The organism is Loigolactobacillus binensis, assembly GCF_005405165.1.
Classification (GTDB): domain Bacteria; phylum Bacillota; class Bacilli; order Lactobacillales; family Lactobacillaceae; genus Loigolactobacillus; species Loigolactobacillus binensis.
Genome location: NZ_BJDN01000012.1, coordinates 55,637 through 80,161 on the forward strand (window position 1 = coordinate 55,637; position 24,525 = coordinate 80,161).

The 24,525-nt window shown below is 46.1% G+C and carries 21 protein-coding genes, 1 other RNA gene and 2 other annotated features; of the genes, 7 read left to right on the top strand and 15 right to left on the bottom strand.

The features are described from left to right. Positions 1–97: 97 nt before the first annotated feature. Positions 98–325 (bottom strand) — a binding site (T-box leader). Between the two features lie 47 nt (positions 326–372). From minD to ezrA, 13 genes are all read right to left on the bottom strand, one after another. Next, positions 373–1,170, bottom strand: a complete 798-nt coding sequence (minD, locus tag FFM78_RS07160) for a septum site-determining protein MinD (protein WP_137637767.1) — start codon at positions 1,168–1,170, stop codon at positions 373–375. A gap of 3 nt (positions 1,171–1,173) precedes the next feature. After that, positions 1,174–1,854, bottom strand: a complete 681-nt coding sequence (locus tag FFM78_RS07165) for a septum site-determining protein MinC (protein ID WP_137637768.1) — start codon at positions 1,852–1,854, stop codon at positions 1,174–1,176. 208 nt (positions 1,855–2,062) lie between these two features. Further along, positions 2,063–2,584, bottom strand: a complete 522-nt coding sequence (gene mreD / locus FFM78_RS07170) for a rod shape-determining protein MreD (RefSeq protein WP_137637769.1) — start codon at positions 2,582–2,584, stop codon at positions 2,063–2,065. Next, positions 2,585–3,442: a rod shape-determining protein MreC gene (gene mreC / locus FFM78_RS07175; protein WP_137637770.1), complete on the bottom strand. Its 858-nt coding sequence runs from the start codon at positions 3,440–3,442 to the stop codon at positions 2,585–2,587. It abuts the gene before it with no gap. A gap of 181 nt (positions 3,443–3,623) precedes the next feature. Next, positions 3,624–4,628, bottom strand: coding sequence for a rod shape-determining protein (locus FFM78_RS07180; protein ID WP_137637771.1), 1,005 nt, complete (start codon positions 4,626–4,628; stop codon positions 3,624–3,626). A gap of 441 nt (positions 4,629–5,069) precedes the next feature. After that, the gene (locus FFM78_RS07185; protein WP_137637772.1) at positions 5,070–5,270 is read right to left on the bottom strand and encodes a cold-shock protein; all 201 of its coding nucleotides are present in this window, start codon (positions 5,268–5,270) and stop codon (positions 5,070–5,072) included. A 152-nt stretch (positions 5,271–5,422) separates the two neighbouring features. After that, the gene (radC, locus tag FFM78_RS07190) at positions 5,423–6,100 is read right to left on the bottom strand and encodes a RadC family protein (RefSeq protein WP_137637773.1); all 678 of its coding nucleotides are present in this window, start codon (positions 6,098–6,100) and stop codon (positions 5,423–5,425) included. A gap of 68 nt (positions 6,101–6,168) precedes the next feature. Beyond that, positions 6,169–6,825 (bottom strand): HAD family hydrolase, encoded by a 657-nt coding sequence (locus FFM78_RS07195; protein ID WP_137637774.1) that lies wholly within the window; start codon positions 6,823–6,825, stop codon positions 6,169–6,171. 9 nt (positions 6,826–6,834) lie between these two features. Next, the gene (locus FFM78_RS07200) at positions 6,835–8,139 is read right to left on the bottom strand and encodes a bifunctional folylpolyglutamate synthase/dihydrofolate synthase (RefSeq protein WP_137637775.1); all 1,305 of its coding nucleotides are present in this window, start codon (positions 8,137–8,139) and stop codon (positions 6,835–6,837) included. A 137-nt stretch (positions 8,140–8,276) separates the two neighbouring features. Next, positions 8,277–10,940: a valine--tRNA ligase gene (locus tag FFM78_RS07205; protein ID WP_137637776.1), complete on the bottom strand. Its 2,664-nt coding sequence runs from the start codon at positions 10,938–10,940 to the stop codon at positions 8,277–8,279. 62 nt (positions 10,941–11,002) lie between these two features. After that, positions 11,003–11,217 (bottom strand) — a binding site (T-box leader). Between the two features lie 175 nt (positions 11,218–11,392). Next, positions 11,393–12,610, bottom strand: a complete 1,218-nt coding sequence (gene thiI / locus FFM78_RS07210; protein ID WP_137637777.1) for a tRNA uracil 4-sulfurtransferase ThiI — start codon at positions 12,608–12,610, stop codon at positions 11,393–11,395. A 112-nt stretch (positions 12,611–12,722) separates the two neighbouring features. Then, the gene (locus FFM78_RS07215; protein WP_137637778.1) at positions 12,723–13,871 is read right to left on the bottom strand and encodes a cysteine desulfurase family protein; all 1,149 of its coding nucleotides are present in this window, start codon (positions 13,869–13,871) and stop codon (positions 12,723–12,725) included. 388 nt (positions 13,872–14,259) lie between these two features. Next, positions 14,260–15,975, bottom strand: coding sequence for a septation ring formation regulator EzrA (gene ezrA / locus FFM78_RS07220; RefSeq protein ID WP_137637779.1), 1,716 nt, complete (start codon positions 15,973–15,975; stop codon positions 14,260–14,262). Positions 15,976–16,124: 149 nt separating this feature from the next. On the opposite strand from ezrA, the gene msrC reads away from it, so the two are divergent. Together msrC and rpsD are read left to right on the top strand one after the other, a co-directional pair. Beyond that, positions 16,125–16,577: a free L-methionine (R)-S-oxide reductase MsrC gene (msrC, locus tag FFM78_RS07225; RefSeq protein ID WP_137637780.1), complete on the top strand. Its 453-nt coding sequence runs from the start codon at positions 16,125–16,127 to the stop codon at positions 16,575–16,577. A gap of 214 nt (positions 16,578–16,791) precedes the next feature. Beyond that, complete coding sequence (gene rpsD, locus FFM78_RS07230; RefSeq protein WP_137637781.1) at positions 16,792–17,403, top strand: 30S ribosomal protein S4; 612 nt, start codon at positions 16,792–16,794, stop codon at positions 17,401–17,403. A 77-nt stretch (positions 17,404–17,480) separates the two neighbouring features. Here rpsD and FFM78_RS07235 read toward each other — a convergent pair whose 3' ends face one another. Next, positions 17,481–18,101: a DUF1054 family protein gene (locus tag FFM78_RS07235; RefSeq protein WP_137637782.1), complete on the bottom strand. Its 621-nt coding sequence runs from the start codon at positions 18,099–18,101 to the stop codon at positions 17,481–17,483. A gap of 92 nt (positions 18,102–18,193) precedes the next feature. Between FFM78_RS07235 and FFM78_RS07240 the strand changes: the two genes are divergently transcribed. Next, entirely contained in the window at positions 18,194–18,652 is a 459-nt protein-coding gene (locus FFM78_RS07240) for a YueI family protein (RefSeq protein ID WP_137637783.1), read from the top strand. Positions 18,653–18,673: 21 nt separating this feature from the next. Here the strand turns inward: FFM78_RS07240 and gshAB are convergent, their stop codons facing one another. Further along, on the bottom strand, positions 18,674–20,908 hold the full coding sequence (gshAB, locus tag FFM78_RS07245; RefSeq protein WP_137637784.1) for a bifunctional glutamate--cysteine ligase GshA/glutathione synthetase GshB: 2,235 nt from the start codon (positions 20,906–20,908) through the stop codon (positions 18,674–18,676). 164 nt (positions 20,909–21,072) lie between these two features. Here gshAB and FFM78_RS07250 point away from each other — a divergent pair, with 164 nt between their 5' ends. The 4 genes from FFM78_RS07250 to FFM78_RS07265 all read left to right on the top strand — a co-directional run bounded on the left by FFM78_RS07250 (position 21,073) and on the right by FFM78_RS07265 (position 24,353). Beyond that, complete coding sequence (locus tag FFM78_RS07250; protein WP_137637785.1) at positions 21,073–22,341, top strand: replication-associated recombination protein A; 1,269 nt, start codon at positions 21,073–21,075, stop codon at positions 22,339–22,341. 922 nt (positions 22,342–23,263) lie between these two features. Then, positions 23,264–23,452, top strand: a non-coding RNA gene (gene ssrS, locus FFM78_RS07255) — 6S RNA. Positions 23,453–23,504: 52 nt separating this feature from the next. Beyond that, complete coding sequence (locus FFM78_RS07260) at positions 23,505–23,777, top strand: hypothetical protein (protein ID WP_137637786.1); 273 nt, start codon at positions 23,505–23,507, stop codon at positions 23,775–23,777. A gap of 78 nt (positions 23,778–23,855) precedes the next feature. Then, positions 23,856–24,353 carry a universal stress protein gene (locus tag FFM78_RS07265; protein ID WP_137637787.1) on the top strand — a complete coding sequence of 166 codons (498 nt, stop codon included), beginning with the start codon at positions 23,856–23,858 and terminating at the stop codon, positions 24,351–24,353. Positions 24,354–24,525: the final 172 nt, after the last annotated feature.

Genomic DNA, 24,525 nt, shown 5'->3' on the forward strand with positions numbered 1-24,525 from the left:
AGTGCGTGGTTCCACCTCAATTTGTGCTGACCTTACGAGCAGCACCTCTAGTAGTCCACTCACAAATAAAAAAAGCCCACTTGAAGTCAAATAACTTCAAGAGGACGATTGATTTCGTGATTCCACCTCTGTTTATACTGTTTTCACAAACAGCACCTCAGGTAGTTCTATGAACTACAGCAATAACGGGCTTTCCCGTGCGCGCCTAATCTGTTCAGCGCACAACACTCGCAGACGTGTTTCGTTATACCCAACTATTTCTTCGCAGCAACCAGAAACTTTCTGTCAATTGAAATATAACTACTGTTCTGTTCAACGTTTCTTATTTATGAGAATAAGATTAGCACATTTTAATCTTACTGTCAAACAGGCTTATTTTCGCCCGCCAAAAAGCCGTTGCCAAAAGCCGACCTTTTCTTCCTTGATCGACATTAACGGAACTGTTTCACCTAAAATGCGCCGCGCAATATTGCGGTAGCCTTGACTAGCTAAATTTTTAGGGTCAAGTACAACGGGATCACCGTGATTGGACGACGTGATCACACCATCGTCATCAAGAACGATCCCCAATAACGAAATTGATAAATGGCGGGTGATCTCATCAATATCCATCACGTCGCCTTCATTCATCATATGTTGTCGAATGCGATTAATGATCAAGCGTGGTTCTTGCGCCATCTCGGCCTGCTCCAACAAACCGACCACCCGATCCGCGTCGCGTACTGCCGAAATTTCGGGTGTGGTCACCACGATCGCACAGTCTGCACCAGCGATCGCATTTTGAAATCCTTGTTCGATCCCTGCCGGACAATCCAAGATCACAAAATCATAATCTTCCTTTAATTCATCGACAATGGCCTTAACTTCAGCAGGTACCAATGCGTCTTTGTCCGTATTCTGTGCCGCTGGTAATAAGTAGAGATTATCTTCAAACCGTTTGTCCTTAACCAAGGCCTGGTGTAGCTTAGCGCGACCTTGGGCCACGTCGACAATATCATAAATAATGCGGTTTTCTAGACCTAAAACCACATCCAAATTGCGTAGACCAATGTCAAGATCCATTAAACAAACTTTTTTATTTTGTAATGCTAATGCCGTTCCTAAATTAGCGCTGGTCGTTGTTTTACCAACACCACCCTTACCGGATGTCACTACGATTGCCGTTCCCATACGTTATGCCTCCCCAATCTTGTTGTATAACTTCGGACGAATCGTTTTGAGCTCATCCAGATCACCATAATCAAGTAAATGTAGATCGTTAATGTAGGTCACGGAGCGCGGGGTAAATGTCTGATCGCTATCCGCCAAAATATCCACATTATCCGCGATCCGGACTTGAATGGCTTGACTCAGATCACCGACCACGATCGCCGTTTCCTGATCAGGATAACCGGCGTGGATCACACCTTCAATTGTACCGATCACATAAACACTGCCGGTTGCCCGCAAAATACCGCCTCGATGCACCGCGCCAATAAACAAAACATCGCCATCAATTTTGACTTCTTGGCCGCTGCGGATCACTAACCGGCTAGTATGCAAACTGTCTTGCTCTTTCCATTCTTGCGCGGCAGCACGGGTCATCACCCCGGACTCGATCTGCTCTACTCTAAATTGCGGATACTGTTCGATCAAAGCCTGAATTTTTTGTTTTTCTTCATCAGTCAATAAGCGATTCTCAGTATCAATTTTAAAGCCTACGATTTTTTCATCCGGTTGGGCCTGATCGGCGCGTTCCTGATTTAATTTAGCAAATAACGCGCTTAATTCTGCGATGATTTCGGTAAACCCACCATTTTGTTTTAAGGTTAGCTGATAGCCACCCTGATGTCCCTTTAAAACCACATAATGCATGATTGCCACTCCCTAGTCGCCACAATTACCTAAATTTTAGCATAACGCTTAAAATATGTCGCACAAGGCGGTTAATTACTGCCCCGCAAAAACAGGCTCGTACAAACCAAACCCAAATAAGTGCAGAAAGCTACTTTTTTTACGCCACGCTTACCGCCCGGTTTATTGCAAAGTGCTACTTAAAATAGTTTCAAGCCAGTTCTTAGTTTCAATACACCGCATCGATTTTACTGATCAATTGGCGTAATGGAAAATATAAAAAGATAAACAAGACTAGATTCAACGCCAAGGTGGGGCCTAAAATATTAGGAATGAAATCACTAAGCGCCATGGTCGTCTGCCCCATAAATGTATTCATGCCGTAAACAAAGCTTTCCAAAACCGTTAGATCGATCAAATAGATCGCCCCGATCACCAGTGGTGCCGGCGTAAAGAACTGCGCGATCCACCGCGTCAGAAAAATCATCAGCGGAAATAAAAACATATATACGCCTAAAATACCAGTATAAAAGCTGTCGTAGAAAAGTCCTAAAATCAAGGCCACCGTCACTAAATGATCGAAATGGGGCGCAAAGAAATAAACTAAAACAAACCCTAACACCGTTAAACGAATGATCATCGTATTGGGGAATTGATGAAAAAGGCCTTGAAAAGCATAACTCAATGAACCGTCAAATAGCATTAAAACACTTAATAAAACGATCACCCAAGTTTTTTCTCGTACCCGCATCTAATCACCCGCCATTTGTCGTTTGATCACGGTAACAACCGTAAAATCATCTAGATCAACTGCTGGCTTGATCTCCAGAGATAACGCCAAACCATAATCATCGTGTTTGACTTTAGTTACTTTACCGATAAATAACCCCCGCGGTGTCAAGCCACCTAAGCCGGAAGTTTGCACGGTATCACCAACTTTGATCTTGGCGTCTGAATTTAATTGACCCATTTTCAATTCGCTAGTGGCCTGGTCATAACCGGTGATAATCCCATTAGCTGTTCCATCACTGGTGATGACTTCCGCAGCAAACCGATTAGCCGACTGATTATCCGTGGTGATCAATTCAACTTTTGAGTTGGTGCTATTGACTTCGACCACCCGCCCAATCAAACCAGAACCAGCCATCACCGGCATATTTTTCTTGATCCCGGCTAAGCTTCCTTTGTTGATCACCAAATTATTTTGCCAGTTTGCTGGCGAACGGGTCAAAACGGCCGCATTGATCTGTGAATAATCGGTTAAGGTTTTATCTAATTTCAATTGTTTTTTTAATTCTTTGTTTTCACTTTGTAAAGTTCCCACCTGCGTTTTGGTTTGCGCCAAATCATCTAGTTGGGCCTTTAATTTAGTATTCTCTTCATAAGTATTGATCAAATTAGAAACCGCAGCAAAACTATTTTTTACGCCGTTAGTCGGCAAAGCCACGACCCGATCCACCACGCCGATCACATCATTACCAAACCGTTGCACTAGCGGTGGTGTTTTATCACTATTACGAACACTAACCGAAAACGCCATTAAGCCCATGCTGATGATAATTGCGATCATAACAATGATTAGTTTTCGATTTGAGAAAAATTTCTGCATAGGGCGACCTCCAACAATTTACCTAGCAAATACAAGTCTTAGCTGACAATATTAATCGCCGAAAATGGCGAGGATTCAACCAATCTTCAGCGACTAATTAGACTCTTCTAACTTTATTAAGGTGTAGCTTAACACTATTTTTAATGCCATGTTGCCAACAAATTTAGCTAATACGCACTAATTAGCGTTTCTTCATAATGTCGATATTTTTCAATGATTCGCCAGTGCCAATAGCGACACAGTCCAATGGTGCTTGCGCCACAAAAACTGGCACCTTAGTCGCATCCGCGATCACTTCTGGTAGGTTCTTCAACATGGCACCACCGCCAGTTAAAACGATCCCGTGGTCGATCACATCCGCAGCAATTTCTGGCGAAGTCTCTTCCAAGGTTTCTTTGATCGCCGTGATGATCTCACTGACAACTTCTTGCAAGGCCTTAGCGATATCTTCCGCAGCGATATCGACCGTTTTCGGTAGACCAGAGATCAGATCACGGCCCCGAACAGTCATGCCATCAATATCGGCCGCCTTTTCTAATGAAGCAGAGCCGATCTGCATTTTAACATCTTCCGCAGTTCGTTCACCGATCAGTAAATTAAAGTTTTGGCGAATATAATAAATAACCGCCTCATCAAACTTGTCACCAGCCATCCGAATCGAACGGCTAGAAACGATCCCACCGAGTGAGATCGTCGCCACATCGGTGGTGCCGCCACCAATATCGACCACCATACTACCAGTTGGGTCCATAACCGGTAAGCCGGCCCCAATTGCAGCCGCAAAAGGTTCCTCGATCACGTAAGCATCACGTGCTCCTGCCACCCGGGTCGCGTCGATCACGGCCCGCTTTTCAACTTCAGTCACACCACTGGGGACACAAACCATGACGTAGGGTTTACCGGCGCCACGACCTTGTGATTTTTCCATAAAGTATTTCATCATCGCTGCTGTCGTATCATAATCAGCAATGACGCCATCTTTCATCGGTCGGATCGCCACAATACTGCCTGGCGTCCGCCCGATCATATCACGTGCTTCGGTACCGACAGCGACCACTTCACCAGTCTTAGTATTCTTGGCGACAACTGATGGTTCCCGGAGCACGATTCCTTTACCATCAATATAAACCAATGTATTGGCTGTTCCGAGGTCAATTCCAATATTCTTTGTGCCTAATCCGAACACAGCGTCTCTCTCCTTCAAATTCAGCGATATTTCATACCATTCAGCAGTGAATAGCTTTTAAATGCTTTAGCATCTCCGTTTGTAGATAAAGGAATTATAACACACTTATTTCCGATACAAAATGCTTTAACATCTACTAATCTATCATACCGAATAATCACGTCAATGATAAGGGCTTTTGGAAACTTAACCCTTTTTTAGAAACTTATTGATGGGTCAAGCCCCAGCAGTTCAGATCCCCCTAGACAAAAATAGTGGCCGCTTAGCACTACCTAGAACTGACTAGTTGGCGGTTTTGCCCAACGCACTGACCGGCGCTGAATTGAACCACGGCAAGCACCAAACTGCTTGGAAACTAATTTTAAAAATCGGTGGTGTTAAGCCACCTTTGCGCCAACAAAAAAACAACATCAAAATTGATGTTGTTTCGTATTTGCCTGATTAAGCTTTAACGACGTTAACCGCTTGTGGGCCCCGGTCGCTTTCTTCAATATCAAAAGTTACCGCTTGGCCTTCTTCAAGCGTTTTAAAACCTTCTCCTTGGATCGCTGAAAAATGAACGAAGACATCGCTCCCATTTTCGCGCGAAATAAAACCAAAACCCTTTTCAGGATTGAACCATTTAACTGTACCTTGTTCCATAAGTAAAAATCCTCCTCGTGCCTTAGACACTCTTTTTTTGTGTAATTCTGATTGGTACGATGGGGAAAGTTTATTAATGAAACTTTGAGCCATTACCTAACAAAAATACGTATTAATTTTACCATGATACCGGTTTAATAACAAGTATTGCCCTAAAGGTCACCGCGTTCTTTTAAGCTACTGTATTGCTTGTGGCCCACGATCAAATGATCCAAACATTCAATCCCCAGCAGCTCGCCACAACTGGCGACGCGCTGCGTAAATTTCAGGTCATAATTCGACGGCTCCGTTTGCCCGCTGGGATGATTGTGCACTAAAATAAACCGGGCCGCCGCTAATTGTAAACCGTAAGCAAATATTTCCCGCGGGTGGGCCACCGAAGCATTCAGCGTGCCACGGAAAAGTTCCTGCTCCTTGATAATCTGATTCTTAGTATCCAAATAAATGGCCAGTAAGTGTTCCTGGCGACAACCCGCAAACCGCTTGGCCATTAACTCACCGATCTGCTGACTGGAAGCAATCGTGCCAAAACGAAGTTGCGCCGCCAACTGACTACGGCGGCCTAGCTCTAAAGCCGCCTGTAATTCAATGGCCTTAGTTTGGCCGATCCCCTTGATCTGCTCTAACTCAGTGATCTTGGCCCGGCTTAGACTGGCCAGTTGGGGATAGGCCTGCAAAAGCTGCTGCGCAACGTCCATAACCGGTAATTGCTTGGTGCCGGTCCGTAATAAAATCGCCAATAATTGTTGATCAGTCAAACTAGTCGCGCCGGCAGATAATAATTGTTCTCGCGGTTGCCACTGGGCCGCCGCACTTTTTAAGGCTAACATGAGCTGACTCCCTCGCTGATTAAGATTAAACGTTAAATTAACCGTCTATTCTTAAGCTACGCAAAGCATCAACAATTTTGCTTGATGAAATCACGTACCGCAAAAAGATCGGGTAGGATTTCTAACGCCAACGCTTGGGTCTCCGCCGTTGGCTGAACTAGATCAGGCACAATGATGCAGGGGATCCCCGAAGCGTGGGCTGCTAATAAACCATTCCGGGAATCTTCCAACACCAAAGTCGCCGCAGCAGGCGTGCCTATAGTTGCCCGTGCCTTCTCGAAGAGATCTGGCGCCGGTTTTCCTTTAGCAACATCATCCATAGCGATAATTTCAGGAAAACGATCCACTAATTGCGTAGCCGTTAGAAAATCACTGATCTTCGTTTTATAATTACTGGAAGCGATGATCTTCGTGATCTGTTGCTGGTCTAAATAAGCCAATAAAGCATCTAACCCCGGCTTTTTTTCCAACTCCCCGCGCTGGATCGCTGCTTCGATCTGCTGATAAGTTAACTGCATAAATTCCTGCGCCTGGTCTGGCCCACCGAAGGCCTCACCAAAAAATTTGACCAGATCTTCATCCGAAGCGCCAATAAAGCGTTCATAATAATCATCGGCGTACGGCAACTTCATTTGGGCGGCTGCCGCTAAATTAGCTTGATAGTAAAGCTTTTCCGAATCAAACATCAAGCCGTCCATATCAAAAATAACCCCTTGTACTTTCATCATCAGTCCTCAACTTTCAAAATAATGGCGTACTTCAGAAACAAAATAAAGTGATCCCGTTAACAACAGCATATCGTCAGCCGATGCTTCTTGCAAGACGGCTTGTAAGGCAGTTGGCCAATTCTGATAAACCGGCAACTCTTGCTGACTGGCCTGCGCCAGATCTGTCACCGCAGCGACGCGGGAATTACCCGTAAATTGGGTCAAAACTAAATGGACATTCGGTAGCCGCTCCAAAATCGCTAACATTTTCGCAGTGGCCTTATCTTTCAAAGCGGCAAAAATAATATAAATTTCTAACTGACTAAAATTAGCCTGTAAGGTGGCGGCTAACGCGCGCATCGCCGGCTCATTATGGGCACCGTCCAAAACGATCAAGGGTTGCTCGTTGATCTTCTCTAGTCGGCCTAACCATTTCGCATGGGCCAAGCCATTTTTGATGGTTTTAGCCGTGGTTGTTTGGTGTAATTGTTGCAACGCCAAAATAAAGGCGGTGATCGCCACCGCTGCGTTATCGATCTGATAATCACCGAGCATTGGCAAAGTAAGCCCTTTAATATTAAATCCTAACCCAGTGAAATCAAAGGTTTCGCCCCAAGTGGCTAGTGCTTGGTGCCGACTGGTGGTAAAGTCCGTGGCCAAAAGATATTGCCGACTGTGTTGGCGCTGCGCGGTGGCGGTGACCACCGCTTGGGCCGCAGCCGGTAAACGCCCCGTCACCACAGGCCGACCGGCTTTGATAATGCCGGCCTTGTGCGTCGCGATCGCTGCTAAAGTATCACCAAGTAACGCCATATGATCATAACCAACGGTGGTGATCACGGAAACCAACGGGGTGATCACGTTGGTCGCATCCGTCAAGCCGCCGATGCCGACTTCAATAATGGCCAGATCCAGTGGCTGCGCGGCAAAATAAACCAGCATCAATAAAGTAACAAATTCAAATTCGGTGATCTGATCAGCAGGATCTGCAGCGTCTAAGGCCGCCACCTGTGGCCCAACCTGATTAACTAAGGCCAACAAAGCGGCGTCGCTGATCGGAGTGCCATCAATGCTGATCCGTTCATTAAAACGCATTAAAAATGGCGACGTAAACGTGCCTACCGTCATCCCTTGCGCGTTGGCCAAATAACGCAGATCATTGACGACGGAGCCTTTGCCATTGGTACCCGCAACGTGGAGCGCCGTTATTTTACGCTCGGGATGACCAAAAGCCGCCACCGCCCGCTGCATGCGCTTTAAACTACCTTCTTTATGCATTTTTGGTCGACTGTGAATTTTAGTTAAAGCAATTTGATAATTTTCTGCGTACATAACTTCGCCACTTTCACTTTTAACTGTTATTTGCCGCTAATTAAGCAGGCAGGCCCCCTAATTTAAACGGCCAACAGTTGGTATTATTTTCCAGTATAGCAAAAAAGAAGCCTAAATTCAGGCTTCTCATTAAGGGATCACAAATTAGCTTTTAATTCGGTGATCCGCTGTTTAGCGGCCGCTAATTTGTTAGTATAATCAGTGCGTTTAGCTTTTTGCTCCGCCACAACTTTTTCAGGTGCATTTTGTACAAAGCGCTCGTTGCCTAATTTTTTATCGGCCCGGGTCACTTCACTTTGTAGCTTGGCCGCTTCCTTTTCCATCCGTTTGATTTCTTCGTTGAGATCGATCAATTCGGCTAGTGGCACGTAGATCTCCGCACCAGTAATGATCGCGGACATCGCCAAGGCCGGCGCCGTGACCTCAGCTGCAATCGTCAAGGCCTTAGGGTGCACGAAGCGTTCAATGTATTCCCGATTATTTTCAAAAATAGTCTGGGTCTGCTGATCCGTGGTTTTGATCACCACGTCGATCGGACTGGATAGCGGTGCGTTAACTTCAGCCCGAATATTGCGCACGGAGCGAATGAGATCGATCAGGCGCGACATTTGTGCCACTGCAGCGGCATCAGCCAATTCAGCATGTTCCACGGGGTAAGCCGCGGTGACGATCGACTCACCGACATGCGGCAATTGTTGCCATAATTCTTCGGTGACAAAAGGCATGATCGGGTGCATTAATTTTAACGTCTGCTCGAAAACATAGGCCAAAGCCTGTTGCTTGTTAGCAATGGCCGTTGCGTCCGTGCCGTTCAACACTTCTTTGCTCATTTCAATGTACCAATCACACAGATCGTTCCAAATAAAATTATAGAGTAACCGGCCGGCTTCACCAAATTCAAAGTCATCAAACAAGCGGGTCACGTCTTTGACCGTTTCATTTAACCGGCTTAAGATCCAGCGGTCAGCTAGATCCCGTTGGCCGCCAGTTGGCATGGTTGCCGTAGTCTGCGGTCCTAAATTCATGATGGCAAACCGACTTGCGTTCCAGATCTTATTGATAAAGTTCCAGGCCGCATCCATTTTGCTGTAAGAGAACCGTACATCCTGCCCTGGTGTTGATCCGGTGCTTAAAAACCAACGTAAGGCATCGGCACCGTATTTTTTGATGACTTCCATTGGATCAATGCCGTTACCCAATGATTTACTCATTTTGCGGCCTTGTTCATCCCGGATCAACCCGTGGATCAAAACATGTTTAAACGGCCGCCGTCCGGTGAATTCTAGGCTTTGGAAGATCATCCGGGAAACCCAGAAGAAAATAATGTCATAGCCAGTCACTAAGGTATTAGTGGGAAAATAACGTTTGAAGTCAGGCGCATCCGTGTCCGGCCAGCCCATAGTTGAAAACGGCCACAACGCACTACTAAACCAAGTATCCAGCACATCTGAATCCTGTTGCCAATTTTCTGGATCAGCAGGTGCTTCCATGCCAACGTAAGTTTCACCTGTGGTTTTATTGTACCAAGCGGGTATCCGGTGTCCCCACCATAATTGCCGGGAAATAACCCAGTCATGCACATTATCCATCCACTGAGTGAAGGTGTGTTCGAAACGTTCAGGTACAAAATTGACCCGGTCGCTGCCCTTTTGATTCTTTAAAGCCGTTGCCGCCAATGGTTTCATTTTGACAAACCATTGAGTGGATAAGCGAGCTTCGACTTGAACGCCAGTCCGTTCTGAATGACCAACACTGTGGACGATCGGGTCGGTGCGTAATAAATAGCCTTCCTGCGCTAGATCCGCCACCATCGCCTTACGCGCCGCAAAACGATCCAGGCCTTGATACTTACCGGCGTTTTCGTTCATGGTTGCGTCTTCATTCATAGTGTTGATCCGTTTTAAATTATGCCGATTGCCGACTTGAAAATCGTTTGGATCATGAGCCGGCGTAATTTTAACCATCCCCGTTCCAAAGTCCTTATCCACATACGGATCGGCGATGATCGGTAAATGACGGCCTTGTAGCGGCAATAAAACTTCGCGGCCGACTAGATCCTTGTACCGGGCGTCATCCGGGTTGACGGCAACCGCAACGTCACCAAACATGGTTTCCGGCCGTGTCGTCGCAATTTCAATATAGTGTTTCCCGTTAAACGTCACCTCAGGGTCAATAAACGGATATTTAACGTGATAAAAGGCCCCTTGATCATCTTGATGGATCACTTCGATATCCGATAAGGCCGTCCGTGCTTGCGGATCCCAGTTGATAATATATTCGCCGCGGTAGATCAACCCTTTTTTGTATAATTCAACAAAGACTTTGCGCACCGCTTTAGATAACCCTTCATCCAAGGTAAAGCGTTCGCGCGAATAATCCACGGAAATACCTAATTTAGCCCATTGCTGATGAATAATGTCCCCGTATTCGTGGACCCAGTCCCAGACTTCGTCAACAAACTTGTCCCGGCCTAGATCATAACGGGTGATCCCCTTTTCCCGTAAATGGCCTTCAACCTTAGCTTGAGTGGCGATCCCAGCGTGATCCATTCCGGGTAGCCAGAGCACATCATAACCCTGCATCCGTTTTTGGCGGATCAACATATCCTGTAACGTGGTGTCCCAAGCATGGCCTAAATGTAACTTGCCGGTAACATTAGGCGGTGGGATCACGATCGAATATGGTTTAGCCTTCGTGTCACCATTAGGTTTAAATAACCCTTTTTGCAGCCATTCTTCGTACCGCCCAGGTTCGACCTGTTGCGGATCGTACTTAGTTGACATCTTTTTTTCGTCAGCCATTTCCGTCATCCTCTCTGAAGCAACTTATTTTCTGTGCAAATAAAAAAGCACCCGGCCTAAATTAATAGGACGAATGCAGTTATTCGCGGTACCACCTAAATTGCGCATATTGCGCCACTTGATTAGTCATAACGGACAAGGCTGTCCGACTGCCCTTACTTAAGTTCACGGCAACAGCTCCCAAGCTACCTTCACTATCATCCACGCAAAAGCTTCCAGCACACACTTTTTCTCTAGGCCGCGGTTTGATAGCTACTGACTTGTTCATCGCTTTGAAACTACTGTAGCAAAAAAACGGCGGGCGCGCAATGCTAAATTATAAATCGCGCCGACAATTGGCCGCCAAAGGGCCACTTTTTAACCCCAGCGACGGCGGCGCAAAACTAACCGCTTCTGGCCAAACGGCACGACCGCCAAGTTAACGCCTTATTTTAATCAGGCTAGCGTTGTTTTTACAATAAACTTGCAATTTCGCTTTGGTCCTGCGTTAAAAATTGTTCGTCAGCTTTGATCTCGGTTATTTTAATACCGGCGATGGCTTCCGTCATCAGCCCGGTAACGTCGATCAATTGCTCATACGCCCGCGTTTTATCCAAATTAGGCCGGGTTTTCGGTGCCGGAGGTGCGAAAATCGTGCAGCAATCTTCAAAGGGCATGATCGATAAATCAAAGGTATCAATGGCTTCCGCGATTTTGATGATCTCGTTTTTATCCATGGAAACCACTGGCCGCAAAATCGGCGTGGTGGTCACGTCATTGATCGCCACCATACTTTCCATAGTCTGCGACGCAACTTGCCCTAAGGCCTCGCCGTTAAAGATCGCCAAACCATGGTGCATTTCGCGAATCTTATCGGTCAAACGCAACATTAGCCGCCGTTGAACGGTCATTAAATAGCCTTCAGGCACCTTGTTTTTGATCTCTTCTTGAATATGGGTAAACGGCACCTCAATAAATTGGATGCTTCCGGCATAAGGTGCTAGTTTTGAGGTCAGCTCCTTGGCTTTAGCTAAAGCCTTAGCACTGGTGTAAGGCGGGCTGAAAAAGTGAACCATTTGAATGGCCACGCCGCGCTTCATCGCCAAGTAACCGGCCACTGGCGAATCAATACCGCCGGACAGCATCAACATACCGCGACCAGCTGTCCCCACTGGCAAACCGCCGGCACCTTGGAGCGTACGGCTGGATAAATAAATACCGTCTAAACGCACTTCCACGCGCAAGGTGATCTCCGGTTTGTGTACCCGTACCGTGATCCCCGGGACGCCGGCAAGGATCGTGCCACCTAATTCATCATTCATTTGGTTGGTGTCCAATTCAAAATTGTGGTCGGACCGACGTGTATTGACCTTGAAAGTATCACCAGGCTGATATTGCTCCTTGATCATCGCGATCGCCGTCGCCCGCACTTGGTCCATATCCCGTTCCACCCGGATCGATGGCGAAAAGTTTTGGATACCAAAAACCTGTCCTAGTCGAGTCATTACGGCCTGACTATCCTCACCGTGTAAAACAATGTGCAACCGATCACGCCGCGCGTGAATTTCTAAGGCTGGAAAGCGGTGCAGCGCTTTGCGCACATTGTTGGCTAACCGGTCAATAAAACTGCGCCGGTTTTTGCCCTTAGTGGACAATTCACCATAACGCACCATGATTTCTGTATATTCCATTGCATTCTTCCTCTACTCCACAAACAGTGGTTAATTTTGCATTGCTTAAAATAAGCGGCAGTACCGGCCAACTTATTTAGCGCCAACGGTACTTAAAAGCTGCCTGACACCGTTATGAATTCACTAATTCAAAACGCGCATAAATTTGGTCAAAGGCGGCAATAAAGGCATCCGCTTCGGCCAAGGTATTATTCTCATCCAACGAGACCCGCACCGCACTAGTTGCGATCTCGTCGGGGATATGCATCGCTGCTAAAGTCCCTGAGATCGTCCCTTTTTTTGAGGAGCACGCGCTGGTGGTGGAAATATAGATAGCGTGCTCTTCAAAAGCGTGAACAATGGTTTCACCACGAACACCGCGAATACCGAAACATAAAATATGCGGGGCAAAATTGGCATTATCTTCAGAAAAAACTGTGACTTTGGCTTTCTGGGCAACATGCTGATAAATTTTCGTTTTGATTGCTTGCTGGCGTTGAACTTTAGCCGGTTCAGCCGTTAATAACAGTCGCAATGCTTTGGCCATTCCGGCAATGGCCGGCACATTTTCAGTACCGCTACGCCAATTATTTTCTTGGCCACCGCCGGTCATTAATGGTGCAAGCTGCCGGCCACGCTTGGCGTAAATAAAGCCAGTCCCCCGCGGGCCATGAAACTTATGCGCAGAAAAGGTTAAAAAGTCGATCCGGGGCAAGCGCAATAGCGGCAATAGCCCTTTGCCGATTGATTGAACGGCGTCCACATGAAAATGCACTTTCGGGTGGGTTGCCAGAATGTCGGCCACCGCTTTTAACGGTTGAATACTACCAATTTCATTGTTGACCGCCATAATCGAAACGAGGATCGTATCATCCCGCAAGGCTGCTTGCAGATCGGCCGGATCAATGGCCCCATGCTGATCAACCGGCAAATAAGTGACTTCATAACCTAATTGTTCCAATTGCGCCATTGAATTTTTAACGGCCGGGTGTTCAATTTCCGTGGTGATCAAATGTTTACCAAATTGGCGTTTCGCAATGGCGGTGCCTTTGATCACCCAATTGTCACCTTCAGTGCCCCCGCTAGTAAAATAAATCTCATCTGGTTGCGCTTGGATCAGCTCAGCGATCTGCTGGCGCGCCTGCTGAAGCAACCCATCTGCCTTGTCCCCTAAAGCATGCAAACTAGACGGATTACCAAAGAAATCTTGGCTAACGGCTTGATAAGTCGCCAATACTGCTGGTGCCGCCGCGGTGGTCGCACTATTATCAAAATAGATCATACAAACATTCTTCCCTTTTTATCCTAAGCTATGGGTCTTAGCTACAAAAGCCTACTGGCCCATTCATTAATTTAAAGTCCGTTGAAAAAATAAAAACTGATCGGTGCTAGCCGCACAATTAGCAGTAAAGCTAATTGTGCGCCAACGAAGCTGAAAAAAACGGTGCGTGCTTCTTTGCAACTAATGAGCCTACTTTTTAACGCCCACTGAATCAAGGCCCATAAGGCTGATTTTAGGGGCCCACCCCGAACACTAAGCGCCGAAATTCTCAACCATTATAACAAATCCTCACTAAAAGGCAATATACTAACTTAAAATAAGTCAAATCGACGCCAACAAAAAACGCTATTCGCCAATAACAGAACGAATAACGTCTGATCAGGTCGGATTAGACCTGTAAATCTTGGTCCTTAGTTTTATAGTAACTTTCTTCAACTTTCTTGTAACTGCCAGGTTCCACTTGTTCCAAAACAGTGGCAATGGTTTCCGCCGCCTGTTTATAATCGTGGTCACTATTGAATAAGCGCAGTGCTTCATCACTGGCTTGAGCAATATCCGCATGACTATGGCGATAACGATTAGCGTATTGCAACAGCTGTTCTGTTAGCAAGGCACTATTGATCATATCGTTCGTCTCTTCCTTGAGTTTGTTTAAATCTTCCTGCGTCGCGATCAACGCCTTAGTGATCACATCAAGGTCAATTTTTACTTGATTTAGTTCTTGATCCAATTTACTGATCTCATCGGAAACCAAGAAGAAAAAGTCTAAGTATTGGCGGGATAAGCCCGGTAAATTCAACTTCTCCACTTGCCGTTTAACGTTACGGATCTCAAATTCAAAGGATTGTAAGGAACGCTGCGCTTCTTCCTCACCTTTACGCAGATCTTGAACGCTAGCATTGATGGCCTTTTGTTTCTTCTCAATTTCCGCCAAAGTGGCAAAAGCCGTACTATAATTTTCCGCCACCATGGAATAAACCGCAGTTTGCGCGGCGACTTTTTGCGCATCCTGTTCAAAGGTTGTGTTGACTTCGTCAATTTGCTGGCGTAAATCCTTAGCCTGGGCCAATTCATCGTTATTCAAGGTGTAGCTTTGATTCAAATGATCCAATTCGATCTGTAATTCATGATTTTGTTTCGTGGCGTGATTGATGAAAGCCTGCAATTCATCGTGGCGCTGCTCCACTTCTTGATGAGCCTTGATCTCGGCTTCCATGACATCATACAGATGATCGATGCGCCGGGCAATATCCTGATCAGTGGTTTCGATCGCTGTTAAATCCAAGTTTTTCAGCGATTTACGGGTCGCGTTAACGTGCTGATCCAGATCACTTAATTCCGCAGCAATGTCAATATCATAAAATTGATAAGCAGCGTCGCTTAAGCGTTGATAACCTTGCCGTAATTCATCTAGCTGGGCGGGAAATTCATTATTCAGCTCTTTGAACCGGGGCGGGATCCGCTTCATCAAGTCATTTAATTCCGTAATATCCTTATCCAGTTGGGTCAAGATCTTTTTCGATTCCACATGATCGCCGGATTTAGTGAAGCGATTATATTTATCAAATGACGTTTCTAAATAACTTAACTTTTCTTCTAGGCCATCTGCAGCGGCACCATAAGAAAAACTTTTAGTCAATAATTGTTTCCGTAATTTTTGGTATAGTTCCCGTAATTCCTTGGCCTTGGTTTGATTGGCCTGCGCGTCCGTTTGGATCTGTTTAAAGCCAGCCACGATCTCGGCCAAAGCTTCTTGGGTAGTCGTTAATTGGCTGGTCAATTCCTTGATCAGCTTAGCGGCAGTGAAAAAACGATAACGATTATTAGTGGTTTCCGCTAACAATAACTTACGCTCTAGATCTGCAAAACCGTTTTTCTGAATTTCTTGTAAGTGTTCTTGCCATTTAGCGTATTCTTCTTGACTTTGTCCGGCTAAGCCCTGCTGCCGGGCAGCGCTCATCGTCTTTTTGAACGGTAATTTGGTCATTTTCTGTTCTTGTTCTTGCAGTGCATCGATCTGCTTAGAATTATGTCGTTGGTAGAAGATCACCCCGACATATAGCACTAATGCTAAAATAATGATACCGATCAAAATTAACTCCATCAATAAAACCCCCGTCACGTTTCACAGTTTACCTTGCATTTATTTGTAAAGGCCGTTAAAATCTAACCTAAATTATATCATAGTGACCGGAGCGCATCACTAATGAATCGTAAAAACCGCGCCTAATTTATTTTGGAGGTCCTTAAACCATGACCAAACATACCCTTTTAGCGCAGCAAGTTGATGCGTTGTTAACTGAAGAACCGCGCTTAATAACGAACCTCGCCAACGCCGCCGCCCTGTTAAATGATAGCCTCAGCAACGTCAGCTGGGTCGGCTTCTACCTATATGATAACGCTAAAAACGAATTATATCTTGGTCCTTTTCAAGGTAAAGTGGCCTGCATGCACATTGCCAACGGCCAAGGCGTGGTCGGCACCGCCTTTACCCAACAAAAAACCCAGCTGGTGGCCGACGTTCATCAATTCGCCGGGCACATTGCGTGTGACGCTGCGACTAACGCTGAGTTGGTGGTACCGTTAACGGCAGGTGACCGCCAAATTGGGGTTTTAGATATTGATTCACAACAATTTGATCGTTTTAGTGCCGCTGATCAGGCCTTATTAGAAGACTTCGCGGCCGTTTTAGTCACGCATTTATAAAGGTATAATTGACTTTAGCTACAAGCTTTGCTACACTGGTCGTTGTGTAAAATAATGCAGCAGTAAGTGGTAAGCGCGTCAACAGTTTGTTGCAACCAGAGTTCAACGAGTAACCTGCGGCTGCAGATGGCGAAAATTGCAGAACAAACTGCACGTATACTGAACTTACAATTCGTTATTTTACTCCAAATCAATTTATTGGAGGAATTTTTTTATGTCTCGTTATACAGGCCCACAATGGAAAAAATCTCGCCGGTTAGGTATTTCGCTATCTGGTACAGGTAAAGAATTAGCTCGCCGCCCTTACGCACCTGGTGACCATGGTCCCAACAGTCGCCGCAAATTATCAGAATATGGTGTTCAATTACGTGAAAAGCAGAAGTTACGCTTTATGTACGGTTTGAACGAACGCCAATTCTCTAACTTGTTCCAAAAATCTGGTAAGATCAAAGAAGGTAAACAAGGTGTTAACTTCATGATCTTACTTGAACAACGTTTAGACAACGTGGTTTATCGCTTAGGCTTAGCTACAACTCGTCCTCAAGCCCGTCAGTTGGTCAACCATGGTCATATCTTAGTTGATGGCAAACGCGTTGATATCCCTTCATACCAAGTTGAACTTGGTCAAGTGGTTTCAGTTCGTGAAAAGTCTAAAAACTTAGTGATCATCCAAGCTGCACTTGAAGCCGTTGTTGGTCGCCCTGCTTTCGTCAGCTTTGACGCTGATAAATTAGAAGGTTCCTTAACTCGTTTACCAGAACGTGACGAATTAGAACCAGACATTGATGAAACACTTGTCGTTGAATACTACAACCAATTATTGTAATCTTCATGACAAAAAAACAGTCACTATGTGGCTGTTTTTTTTGCAACTAATCATAATGACTGGCCGGTATTTGCGGTTTAATCTTGACTGATCGCAGCCAATAAATAACGATATAGCGGCGTTAAGCTGGTGACCGTTTGCCTGATCTCCTGTTCCACAGCGCCACTTGTTTGAAAAATCGGGTCGTTTTTTAACCAGATCTTGCCTAGCAGCCACTCCCCTTTTTTCACCGTCATAAAGCGTTGGGTTTGGGCCGCTAAATCAGTGGCATTCAACGGTTGGACCGGCTTGGCCATGTGGTTGCCCGAAAGTCGCCATTCTCCGGCGGGCAAGTGCGTGAAGAAGGCCGCGCGTTGCTGCAAAATAGCGGCATACGGTGCCGGTTGCTGAATATTCTCCAGTAAGCACAGCCAAACAAATAACCGATCATCCCAGAAACCAACCTCAAAATGCGGCACCATTTTATAGCCCCGTTTATACGGTCCCACGGCAAACCAAGTATTAGGCGCCGGGTTAGTGTGCCGGCGTAAATGCTTGGCTACATTTATGTAAGCCGGAATTTTTTCTGCCGCCAATTGGCTCACTAACTGCGCCCCTAATTGCGTAAACTTGGGATCAAGTTGCTCACGAATCAAGGCCATGCGCCCTGCCACCGTCAGCTCATCAAAAACCTTAAAATCCGTCACTGTAAAAACCATTAACTCACTGCTTTCTGTCCTAAACTTGGTTTATAAACCGGATATGTTATACTCGCTTTATTATAGCAAATATTGCTGGAGGGATGACCAACATGCCGGAAAACAACGAACTTGAAAACCAACTAAAAAGTCGCCTGACGGGCACACCCCAAACAAAGCCCGATGAGCGCCGTCGCTATCTCGGCTCCTTACGCGAGCGCGTTTTACTGCAGATCACGGTGGCCCAATTAAGTGATCCCCGTACGTTGCCGGCCTTTAAACAGGCCGCGCCGCAATTGGCCGCTACTAAATTATTGCTTAACGGTAAATTAGCAGCAACGCTAAAACCCTATTTACAATATGCCAGCCAAAATAATTTAGCCTTTACAATGGTCAACGATGAGGCGGCCAATACGGCCAACGCGGCAGTGGCCGTTCTGTTAGTGGCTACCACCGCCGTTGAGCGCTCAAACGTTGATATCAGCCAATATTATCAGGCCGCAACTAAGTCGCCGACTAAACATACTTTTCTCGCCGACTTATTCAACGGGCGTAACATTGACCCGAAATAATCACATTAACGTCACCTGGGCCTAGTTTAATTGCGCAAGTAAAAATGGCACCACAGGTTGGGCCGTGCCGAAAAACGGTGCCGCGTGCAGCGCTAAATCCGGTTGCGCGGTAGCCCCTAACACCGTCGCTAATTCCGGATGGGCTGCATCCAGCGGTTGATACAGATTTTCGATCACAATATCCACCCCGGCTACCTGTAGCTGCAGGGCTTTAGCCACCGCAACCGCAACTTTTCGATAGCCAGCCGCGATTTCGGCAGTGACATCGACTGCATCCCCACCAGTGGTAAAATTGGCGGCCAAACGTAGGTTGACCTGATTGCCACGTGCCGGGATGGTGGCTAAGCTTAAGCCTTGCTGCTGGAGATCCGCGGCGGTTTGGTCGTCAAGCAATAGTGGGCGTAATGGTAGATTGACGCCGCGCTTAGCTTGGCGATTTTTTTTGGCCACCAAGGCGGCTAAATTCTGGCGGCCATCCCCCACCACGTTAGCCGGTGTACACTCCGCCACTGCCTTGACCTGCCCGTTGATCACTAAGAAGCGATAAACCGTACCGGGCACATAGTTTTCCACTAAGGCCGCTGCGCCTGTTGCCAAGGCCTTGGTCACTGCCGTTGCAAACGCGGCTGCGGTAGGTGGGGTTTGAAAAACCGTGATACCGGCACCTTGCGCGCTGATTTTTGGTTTGATCACTAAACCTTGTTTAGCTAAATCAGTGAAATCAGCCAAGGCGGTTGCCACAGTTGTATATTCGGCGCCAGCCGGTACATTGATGCCGGCTTGGCCTAATATTTTTTTGCTGACCAATTTATTGCGACTGAGCTGGCCGGCGATCTGTGAATTTAACTGGGTCACCCCGCCTTGGATCATGATATGGTCGGCAAGCTGGACCATGCCAGTGGCGGGATCCAACAACTTAACCTCTAAACCCCGGTGATAGGCGTTAGCTAACAATAACTGGGTCGTTGCGTCTAGATCCGTATAACCCGGTAATTGATAAGTAACGCTGGCCGCTTGCGCAAATTGCTGGGCTTGTTGCAGGGCAAACTGCTGCAAGGAACCTGCCACCACCGCCTGGCTAAGCCGGTAACTAGGCGTTAAATGATAATCAGCTACCCGGGCGGTCATCGCCGCTAAAGCCGTTTGCAATGCGGCTGGTGCGTGATAGGTTTGGGCAAAGCGGTGTAAGGCCTGCATAACGGCTTGAAGTTGCTTTTGCAAGCCAGAAACGGCCTGGGGTGATTCCAGCGCCACCGTTTCGTTGGCCGCGGCGGCCTGCGCTAACCCGGTGGCTAATTGTGAAGCAGCAAGGCTAGGCGTCACTAATAAATAAGCCAAAAATAATTGCATAAAATCTAAGCTGGTTTGGCTTAAGCCCGTGGTTGTGTAGGGATCTAGGTCCAAGGTTCGCAGTTCCAAGTAATGAATGCCACCGGTGGTCAATTGATCCAAGGACGCACCGTGAAACCGCACCGGTGAATAAAATTCCCGGGCGGCTTGAAGCTGCCCATTAGCAACTAACCGTTGAAGATCAGCGCTGTAAGCAGCCACGGTTGCAAAGGAGACCTGCTGCCTGGCGGCATTAGCGTAACCATAGTGCTGACTGCTGTGCAAGCTACGAACTAAGTGCTGCGGTAAAGTCGTAGCAAAATTAGCTTCTGCTAAGGGACTAGCGCCAAATAAATAAGTCAAAACGTAACGGTAACGTAAATAATTTTGCGCAATTTTTAAATACGCTGCGTTGTGAAAAGCAATATAATCATCCGCAAACTCATGGTGATACTGAACCTCAAATAAAAAGCGCATCAACCGTTCGGAAAGTGAAAAATTCAGGTGCACTCCCGCCATCATTTGCATGTTAACCCCATATTTTTGGGCCAAACTTTGTCGGTACCGTAAGCCCGCGGCACTTGGCGCCGCTAACTTGATCTGCGCGGCAGCTGGCAAAGCCGGTGGCATTGATAACGGCCACAATAATTCGTCGGTTGCTAGCCCCCGGCGCAAAACCGCATCTAAACCTTGCAATTGCCGCAAAGTTTGCTGTCCAGAGCCAAAATAATCGGTAACTAATTCAGTTTGTGCCTGGGCAAAATCATTTTTTAAATAAGGATGGTTCGCAGCAAATGGTAATGGCGTTTGACTTAACTGCCCGTTTGCTTTGACCCGCTGACTTTCACGTTCAACCCCATAATGACCCGCAAACAAAAAAGCTTCGTGTTGATGTTGTTTCACTTGCGCGCCGATTTGATTTAACATATCTTCAGCTCACTTTCTTTTAGCCTCACTTTTATTATACAAGAAATCCCCAGCACGAACAGCCCGTTGTTATGACTGGCGTGCTATAATATTCAATTGTCAGCGCTAAGCCAAACCACAGCAATTTTCGCCTTAAAGCGCTTTAATCCAAAGGAGGCCTTGGGATGCAACCCCTCGCTTATCGGATGCGACCCACTAATATTGACGAAGTAGTCGGCCAACAACATTTAGTTGGCCCTGGTAAAATCATTCGCCGCATGGTCGCTGCTAAAATGTTATCCTCAATGATTCTTTACGGTCCTCCGGGCACCGGTAAAACCAGTATTGCCAGCGCAATTGCTGGCTCAACTCATTACGCTTTTCGCATGCTTAACGCCGCAACAGACAGCAAAAAGGATCTACAGATCGTAGCCGAAGAAGCTAAAATGAGTGGTACCGTAATTTTATTGTTAGACGAGATCCACCGTTTAGACAAAACAAAACAAGATTTTCTACTTCCGCATTTAGAAAATGGTCGGATCATTTTGATCGGCGCCACCACCGAGAACCCCTATATTGCCATTAATCCGGCGATTCGCAGTCGGACTCAAATTTTTGAAGTTAAGCCATTAAGCGAAGCAGCGATCAAAACTGCCGTTGAACGGGCCTTAAAGGATAAGGAACGCGGCTTAGGCCAACAGCCAGTGGAATTGACCGCCACCGCAGAAAAGTTTCTAACGCAGGCAACTAATGGCGATCTGCGCAGCGCCTTAAATGGCCTGGAGCTGGCCGTAAAGTCCACCCCAGCAACCGCGGGGACGATCACGATCACCCTGCCGATCATCGAAGAATGCATTCAGCGCAAGGCGATCAGTGGCGATAAAGACGGCGATGCCCATTATGACGTGATCTCCGCTTTTCAAAAATCAATTCGCGGTAGTGATGTCGATGCGGCACTGCACTATATGGGGCGGCTGATCGAAACTGGCGACTTGCCGACGATCACCCGCCGGCTAATGGTTATCGCCTACGAAGATATCGGCTTAGGCAATCCACAAGCCTGTGCCCGGACGGTGGCTGCCGTGACCGCAGCGGAAAAACTTGGCTTTCCAGAAGCGCGGATCCCTTTAGCCGACGCAGTGATCGACTTAGCCCTTTCACCAAAATCCAATTCCGGGATCGTGGCGATTGATGCCGCTTTAGCGGATATTCGCGCTGGCAAAGCTGGCAGCGTGCCGGATCAACTACGCGACGCCCACTACCAAGGCGCCGCTAAATTACAGCATGGCGTGGGCTATAAATACCCCCACGATTACCCTAATGATTGGGTCAAACAACAATATTTACCTGAACGCCTGAAGCAAGCCACTTATTATCAACCTAAAAATAATGGTAAATACGAAAAAGCATTGGCTGCGCAATATCACCGCCTATTGGCCGCACAACGACACTGATCACGTTACAAGCCTTTGATGCAAAAATCATAACTTAATTAAGCTTACTTAAATTAAACAAAATAAGTTTAACCCTAACCAGCCCTTCAAGTTTTTAAAGACTGATTATTTTACTAGTTCTTTCACTTTTCACTTGTCCTTTCACTTATATATACGTTTGAGCACCGGCTTTTGTCCCGCTGTTTTTACAAAAAAAATAAAGTTAAGCGGTAAATGCTGATTTAACGGCCTTTGTTTAACTTATTTTTTTATTTTTTACTAACGCGGTACTATCGCTAGTTGGCACTCAGATCAGCCTGATTGGAGCTTAGATCAAGTTAGCTTGATGTTAAATCGGCTTTGTTGGACCTCAGATCAAGTCAGCTTGATGTTAGGTCAACCTGATTGGAGCTTAGATCAAGTTGGCTTGACGTTAGATCAGCCCGATTGGCATTTAGATTAGGTTGCCTTGATGTTAAATCAACCTGATTGGAGCTTAGATCAAGTTAGCTTGATGTTAAATCAGCTTTTGTTGGCACTCAGATCAGGCCTACCTTGATATTAGATCAGCTGCGTTGGCTCCCAGATCAAATTGACTTGACGTTAAGTCAGCCTGATTGGCACTCAGATCAGGCTGACCCTGATATTAAATCAGCTCTGTTGGACCCCAGATCAGGCTGACCCTGATATTAAATCAGCTTCATTGGCTCCCAGATCAAAATTGGCCTGACGTTAGATCAGCTTTGGTTGGCACTGAGATCAAGCGAATTTGAGCTTAGATCATCCGGCCAGATTTTATGGCGCCGTTAGAGCTTACCCGACCTCAAAATTAGCTCGCCACGATTGATTTAATCCGGCGCCTTGATTGGAGCACAAATCCATCTAATGGGACTGACCAGCGTGATAATTGCACAATCACCAACCATATGCTAGTATAAAGATAGATTTTCCGAGGTGTGCGTATTTTTCCATAATGTGTTGACCGATCAAGTAATTAAAATACGGGATTGACTTCCTTGGTCCATCAAGCCAGCCTTTTCACGAGGACGCTAGTATGGATGAACAGCCGAGCCCACCTGCTATTTCGCGGGTTCAATACAAACGGAATTGCAACGGCACCACCAGATGATCTAGGACGATTCGCAAGAGTCGTCTTTTTTAATATATTTTCAAGGAGATCAAAAATGCGAATTGGAATACTTATTTTTGCGGTGGTTTTATTTGCCGTCGGTTATTATTTGCAGCGCCAACTCAATGGCCGCTTTTTAAATCATCAACCACAAAAAGAACCGCAACTAAAGGCCTTTTTATTGCGTTACAGAAATTATTTTTTTATTACCGGTGGCTTAACCGTACTCAGTGCACTGACAACAAATATTACCTTTTGGCTAGTTTGTTTAGTAATTGGTTGTATTTTAGCTGCGGTATTTGCGATCAGTTTTGCAAATCAAATATAATTTAGCCGCTTTCATTTACAGCTTACCCTAAAATAACGTACAATAAGGGTGAGCTAAAAAATAATTGGGGTGATCATTATGCTACAACAATACAAACATATTTTAGTCGCCATTGACGGTTCCTATGAAGCTGAATTAGCTTTTCGGAAGGCCGTCGAAGTTGCTAAACGGAACAATGGTGAATTATTCTTGATCCATGTTGTTGATACTCGGGCTTTCCAGAACGTTTCCAGCTTTGATTCCGCAATGGTTGAGCAAGTAACGGACACTGCCAAAAAGACAATGGAGCAATACGTCGCAACGGCCAAAAAGAACGGTTTGGATAACGTTAACTACGCCATTGAATACGGTGCACCTAAGGTTATCATCGCCAGAGACGTCCCTAAGGAACATGATATTGATCTGATCATGATCGGTGCCACTGGATTAAACGCCGTTGAACGTCTATTGATCGGTTCGGTAACTGAATACGTCACGCGCACTGCTGTTTGTGATGTTTTAGTCGTTCGGACAGATTTAGATAATAAACCAGCCTTAAATCAAACCGGCAAAAAAGCTAATATTCAGGCAAAATAAGTTTTTCAACGTCAGCGCTTGGCACACATTACAGGTAATTTGAGGCACCCACCGTTTTAAATTTAAAATAAATGGCTCTCTGTCAAATCCTGTTGATAGTCAATTTTACAGTGTTAGAAGTTACTTAACTTCTAATGCTGTTTTTTTACTTGGTTTGGTCCGCATTTGTTGC

Bases quoted from the DNA above. Each gene is read 5' to 3' on its own strand.
- thiI (WP_137637777.1), bottom strand. From the start codon at position 12,610: ATGGAATATACAGAAATCATGGTGCGTTATGGTGAATTGTCCACTAAG.
- FFM78_RS07215 (WP_137637778.1), bottom strand. From the start codon at position 13,871: ATGATCTATTTTGATAATAGTGCGACCACCGCGGCGGCACCAGCAGTA.
- mreD (WP_137637769.1), bottom strand. From the start codon at position 2,584: ATGCGGGTACGAGAAAAAACTTGGGTGATCGTTTTATTAAGTGTTTTA.
- FFM78_RS07195 (WP_137637774.1), bottom strand. From the start codon at position 6,825: ATGAAAGTACAAGGGGTTATTTTTGATATGGACGGCTTGATGTTTGAT.
- FFM78_RS07185 (WP_137637772.1), bottom strand. From the start codon at position 5,270: ATGGAACAAGGTACAGTTAAATGGTTCAATCCTGAAAAGGGTTTTGGT.
- mreC (WP_137637770.1), bottom strand. From the start codon at position 3,442: ATGCAGAAATTTTTCTCAAATCGAAAACTAATCATTGTTATGATCGCA.
- minD (WP_137637767.1), bottom strand. From the start codon at position 1,170: ATGGGAACGGCAATCGTAGTGACATCCGGTAAGGGTGGTGTTGGTAAA.
- FFM78_RS07250 (WP_137637785.1), top strand. From the start codon at position 21,073: ATGCAACCCCTCGCTTATCGGATGCGACCCACTAATATTGACGAAGTA.
- FFM78_RS07165 (WP_137637768.1), bottom strand. From the start codon at position 1,854: ATGCATTATGTGGTTTTAAAGGGACATCAGGGTGGCTATCAGCTAACC.
- rpsD (WP_137637781.1), top strand. From the start codon at position 16,792: ATGTCTCGTTATACAGGCCCACAATGGAAAAAATCTCGCCGGTTAGGT.
- radC (WP_137637773.1), bottom strand. From the start codon at position 6,100: ATGTTAGCCTTAAAAAGTGCGGCGGCCCAGTGGCAACCGCGAGAACAA.
- FFM78_RS07200 (WP_137637775.1), bottom strand. From the start codon at position 8,139: ATGTACGCAGAAAATTATCAAATTGCTTTAACTAAAATTCACAGTCGA.
- FFM78_RS07205 (WP_137637776.1), bottom strand. From the start codon at position 10,940: ATGGCTGACGAAAAAAAGATGTCAACTAAGTACGATCCGCAACAGGTC.
- FFM78_RS07240 (WP_137637783.1), top strand. From the start codon at position 18,194: ATGCCGGAAAACAACGAACTTGAAAACCAACTAAAAAGTCGCCTGACG.
- FFM78_RS07260 (WP_137637786.1), top strand. From the start codon at position 23,505: ATGCGAATTGGAATACTTATTTTTGCGGTGGTTTTATTTGCCGTCGGT.
- ezrA (WP_137637779.1), bottom strand. From the start codon at position 15,975: ATGGAGTTAATTTTGATCGGTATCATTATTTTAGCATTAGTGCTATAT.
- FFM78_RS07265 (WP_137637787.1), top strand. From the start codon at position 23,856: ATGCTACAACAATACAAACATATTTTAGTCGCCATTGACGGTTCCTAT.
- gshAB (WP_137637784.1), bottom strand. From the start codon at position 20,908: ATGTTAAATCAAATCGGCGCGCAAGTGAAACAACATCAACACGAAGCT.
- FFM78_RS07235 (WP_137637782.1), bottom strand. From the start codon at position 18,101: ATGGTTTTTACAGTGACGGATTTTAAGGTTTTTGATGAGCTGACGGTG.
- msrC (WP_137637780.1), top strand. From the start codon at position 16,125: ATGACCAAACATACCCTTTTAGCGCAGCAAGTTGATGCGTTGTTAACT.